Origin of the sequence: Cellulophaga sp. (assembly GCF_039943695.1) — a bacterium.
Classification (GTDB): Bacteria; Bacteroidota; Bacteroidia; order Flavobacteriales; family Flavobacteriaceae; genus Cellulophaga.
Map to the genome: position 1 here is coordinate 1 of NZ_JBDVAA010000164.1, position 4434 is coordinate 4434.

The window sequence follows — 4434 nt, forward strand, 5'->3', positions numbered from 1 at the left end:
GTTTATTTATAATAATAACGCGTAATATGTATTCTATAGAGAATAAGATAGTTACTACCCATTCTGATATGTTTAAAAACTCGTGATATTTGGTGTCAAACCTAGGAACACTCTCTAGCATTACAATAATAACGCTGTAAACAATAAGTACAAGTAATAAAATATCAAACAATTTACCAGCAGGTGTGTGCGTACCGTAAATTATTTCGTGTATTTTGGCTTTCCAGCGTTTAGATGGTTTTTCGTTTTTCAATGGTTAGTCTAGTTGTATTTGTTGTACTCTTTTACTTTTTCTTAGGTAAGCTAAAATAAGATGAATAGTATTTGGAGTGCTTTTCATCTCTGTAATAATAGACTCTAAGATATGAATATTATTTATTTGATGGTTTAAATTATAGTACCCGTAGCCTTTAAACTCTCCGTCTTTTATTAAAATAGCAGAATATTCGCCTATTTCTCTTCCTTTATCTTTTATTAAAATATTTTTACCCACAAGGCTATATCTAGCAATTACTTCTTGTACTCTTAGGTTATAAGATGCTGCGTCTTCTTTATTAATACAAGCACCATTGCAATTGCCATCTTCATAATTGCCGCAATTTGTTTTAGCCTCAGAAATTAGATTAACCTTATTACACAAAGTATATTCCTTAGATATTTTATGAAGAAAGTTTTTAGCAGAAATAAAGCTACTAAAAGTTCCAATAGCTTTTTCTGTTGTCGTTGTTTTTTCTATTTGAAGAGATATGTAACCATTTTCGTTTTCTTTTTGAAAAATACCGTAGCTAAACAAGTTTTTACGCAAACTACTATTGTACTTAGGTTTTACCCTGCGTAACTCTTCGTTTTCTTTTAAGGTTGAAATTAGCTCGTTTCCAGTTTTTTCAAAGGTAACTTTGCGTGTTTGCTTTTGTAATTTTTTAGCAACATTGGAAGTTCCTGTAAAGTGTTTGTTTACTTTTTTCTTAATGTCTGATGATCTACCTAAGAAAATTAAGTCACCATCTTTATCATACATATAATAAACACCGTTATCATTAGGTAATTGCTCTACAAGGTTTATTTGCCTGTCTGACAGTTCTCCCATAGAACCTTCTTTAATAACACTTTTTATAATGGTTTTGTCTAAATCTTTAGCTAAAAGCAACTTAAACAACTGTAATGTGGCAAGGGCATCACCATTGGCTCTATGCCTGTCACTTACAGGAATGCCAAGAGAACGCACTAATTTACCTAAGCTATAAGACTCTTTATCTGGTATTAATTCTTTAGATAAATTAACGGTACAAAGCGTTTTACGTTCAAAATTAAAACCTAAACGTCTAAACTCAGTTCTTAGAATTCTATAATCAAACTGAGCATTATGAGCTACAATAACCGCATCTTCAGTAATTTCTACAATACGTTTGGCAACTTCGTAAAACTTAGGAGCGGTACGTAGCATTTTATCATTTATACCAGTGAGCTTAACAACAAATGGTTGTATTTCTTTTTCAGGATTAACTAAACTAATAAATTTGTCTACAACCTTATGCCCATCAAACCTATGAATGGCAATCTCTGTTATTCCTTCTTCATTAAATTTACCACCAGTGGTTTCAATATCTAAGATTACGTACATCAAATTTGTTCTAGCCTGTGTTGTTTATGAATAATTTCTACTTCCAAAAATACTGCTTCCAATACGTACCATTGTACTTCCTTGGTCTATAGCAAGTTTATAATCGCCACTCATACCCATAGATAGTATTTTTACATCTAAGTTAGTAGATTTTATGCTTTGTAAAGAAGAGAATATTTCTTTTAACGTAGCAAACTCTTTTTTTACTTGATTTTTATCATCTGTAAATGTTGCCATTCCCATAAGGCCAACAACGTTTATGTTTTCTAATGCTTTAAAAATGTCAGAATCTATAAGATTGTTTAATTCTTCTTTATCCAAACCAAATTTTGTGCTTTCTTCTGCAATATGCATTTGTAACAAACAGTTTATAACTCTGTTGTGTTTTTTTGCTTGTTTGTTTATTTCTTTTAGCAGTTTTAGGCTGTCTACACCGTGTACTAAAGAAACATATTCTGCCATGTACTTTACCTTATTGGTTTGTACGTGGCCAATCATATGCCATTGAATATCTTTTGGCATAACCTCCCTTTTTTGGGTCATTTCCTGAATTTTATTTTCACCAAAAATACGCTGACCAGCAGCATAGGCTTCTTCTAAATCAGAAACAGGTTTTGTTTTAGATACAGCTACAAGTGTAACCGTATCTGGTAATTCTTTTTTTATTGTTAATAAGGATTCTTTAATTGACATAATTTTAATTAAAAACTAAAATTCATAAATAGTAACGCCACTTCTTAACTTAGGCTCTATAAAAGTACTTTTAGGAGGCATTTGCAAGCCATCATCAGCAATACTTTTTAATTCTTGAATATTGGCAGGTAACATACCAAAGCCAACCCTAAATTTACCACTATCTATTTTATTAACTAAACTTACAATCTCTTTTTTACCACTTAAATAATCTATTCTGTCATTTTTACGTAAATCTGTAATCCCTAGAATAGGTTTTAAAATGGTATTGTAAAGTAGTTGTGCATCTAATTTATCTAAAGAGTTTTTAAATGTGTAAATAGATTTACGTAGGTGTAAAGAATAAAACTCGCCATCTAAATACATACTAAAGTGATGTTTTTTATTGGGCTTGTATGGTATTGCACCTCTATTTTCTATACGGTAAACAGCATCTAACTTTATTAAAAATTCTTCTTTGGTTAAACCATTAAGGTCTTTAACTAGTCTGTTAAATTCGTGTATTTTAAGCTCTGACTCAGGAATAAAATAACTCATAAAATAGTTATAGTTTTCTGTGCCATTATGTTCTTTATTTTGTTCTTTACAGTCTAAACAAAGTAATTCTGATGATGACGATCTGTGGTGCCCATCTGCAATATAAACTGTAGGTATATTTTTAAAAGCTTGTACAATAGCGTCTATATCTTCTTTTTCTGTAATAAGCCAAAGGTAATGTGTGTCTCTATACGTAGTTGTAAACTCGTACTCTGCACGTTCTTTTTGCTTATTACTCATAATGGTTGTAATCTCTTTATTATCTGGATAGGTAATAAGTACTGGTTCTGCATTAAAACCAACTGTTTTTAAATAATCTTTAAAAACAATCTCTTTACTAGTAATAGTGTCCTCGTGCTTTTTTATAACATTGTTTTGGTAATCTTCTACGCTGGCGGCGGCAACAATACCATTAAACACTTGGTTGTCTCTGTCTACAACTTTATAAATGTAGAAAAACGGAGTAGAATCTTGTGTAAACACTCCGTCTTCTTTAAATTCTGAATATCTATTTTTTACCAATTGGTAACGTTCTACACCAGATATTTCTTTATCATATTTATAACCAGGGTTAACAATATGTAAAAAAGAATACGGATTATGGTCTAGTCGAGCCTCGCGCTGTGCTTGCGTATAACTTTGGTAAGAACGAGAAGCAACTAAACTAACCTTATCTCTGGTTGGACGTACTGCTTTAAATGGTTTTATATTAGCCAATAGATTTTATTTAGCAAACTGAGAAGCTACTTTCTCTGCTTTTCTAGATTCTGAATAATCGTAAAAACCTTCACCAGATTTTATACCTAATTTTTTAGCCATAACCATATTTACAAGTAGTGGGCAAGGTGCGTATTTAGGATTTTTAAATCCGTCGTACATCACATTTAAAATGCTTAAACAAACATCTAAACCAATAAAATCTGCTAATTGTAATGGTCCCATTGGGTGCGCCATACCTAGTTTCATTACGGTATCAATTTCATCTACACCAGCAACACCATTGTAAAGTGTTTCTATAGCCTCATTAATCATAGGCATTAAAATTCTATTAGCAACAAAACCAGGGTAATCATTAACCTCTGTAGGTGTTTTTCCTAATTTAGTAGACAACTCCATAATAGTAGCAGTAACCTCATTAGATGTGTTATAACCTCTAATAATCTCTACCAATTTCATAATAGGTACAGGGTTCATAAAGTGCATACCAATTACTTGTTCTGGTCTGTTAGTAACAGCAGCAATTTGAGTAATAGAGATTGATGATGTATTTGTAGCCAAAATAGTTTTAGCATCACAAGTAGCATCCAAATCTTTAAAAATCTTTAATTTTAAGTCTACATTTTCAGTAGCAGCTTCTACTACTAAATCTACACCTTTAACACCATCTGCAAGTACAGTATGTAGTGTAATGTTAGCTAGAGTATTATTTTTATCTGCTTCAGATATTTTTTCCTTAGCAACCATTCTATCTAAATTTTTAGTAATGGTAGCTAAACCTTTATCTAAAGATGCTTGTGCAATATCTATTAAGTTAACCTTATAATTATTTTGTGCAAAAACGTGGGCAATACCATTACCCATTG

5 protein-coding genes are annotated in these 4434 nt (G+C 31.4%); all 5 read right to left on the reverse strand.

Annotation, left to right across the window (positions count from 1 at the left end):
* Positions 1-253 (reverse strand): ion transporter (locus tag ABJD66_RS11080; RefSeq protein WP_348131466.1); only part of this gene is annotated, 253 nt, incomplete at its 3' end.
* A gap of 3 nt (positions 254-256) precedes the next feature.
* Positions 257-1621 (reverse strand): exonuclease domain-containing protein, encoded by a 1365-nt coding sequence (locus ABJD66_RS11085; protein WP_348131469.1) that lies wholly within the window; start codon positions 1619-1621, stop codon positions 257-259.
* Positions 1622-1645: 24 nt separating this feature from the next.
* On the reverse strand, positions 1646-2314 hold the full coding sequence (locus ABJD66_RS11090; protein WP_348131472.1) for a YggS family pyridoxal phosphate-dependent enzyme: 669 nt from the start codon (positions 2312-2314) through the stop codon (positions 1646-1648).
* 15 nt (positions 2315-2329) lie between these two features.
* The gene (locus ABJD66_RS11095; RefSeq protein ID WP_348131475.1) at positions 2330-3568 is read right to left on the reverse strand and encodes a DUF1015 domain-containing protein; all 1239 of its coding nucleotides are present in this window, start codon (positions 3566-3568) and stop codon (positions 2330-2332) included.
* Between the two features lie 6 nt (positions 3569-3574).
* Entirely contained in the window at positions 3575-4432 is an 858-nt protein-coding gene (locus tag ABJD66_RS11100; RefSeq protein ID WP_348131478.1) for a 3-hydroxyacyl-CoA dehydrogenase NAD-binding domain-containing protein, read from the reverse strand.
* Between the last annotated feature and the right edge of the window lie 2 nt (positions 4433-4434).

Coding starts and splice junctions, on each gene's coding strand:
- ABJD66_RS11085 (WP_348131469.1), bottom strand. CDS start 1,621: ATGTACGTAATCTTAGATATTGAAACCACTGGTGGTAAATTTAATGAA.
- ABJD66_RS11090 (WP_348131472.1), bottom strand. CDS start 2,314: ATGTCAATTAAAGAATCCTTATTAACAATAAAAAAAGAATTACCAGAT.
- ABJD66_RS11100 (WP_348131478.1), bottom strand. CDS start 4,432: ATGGGTAATGGTATTGCCCACGTTTTTGCACAAAATAATTATAAGGTT.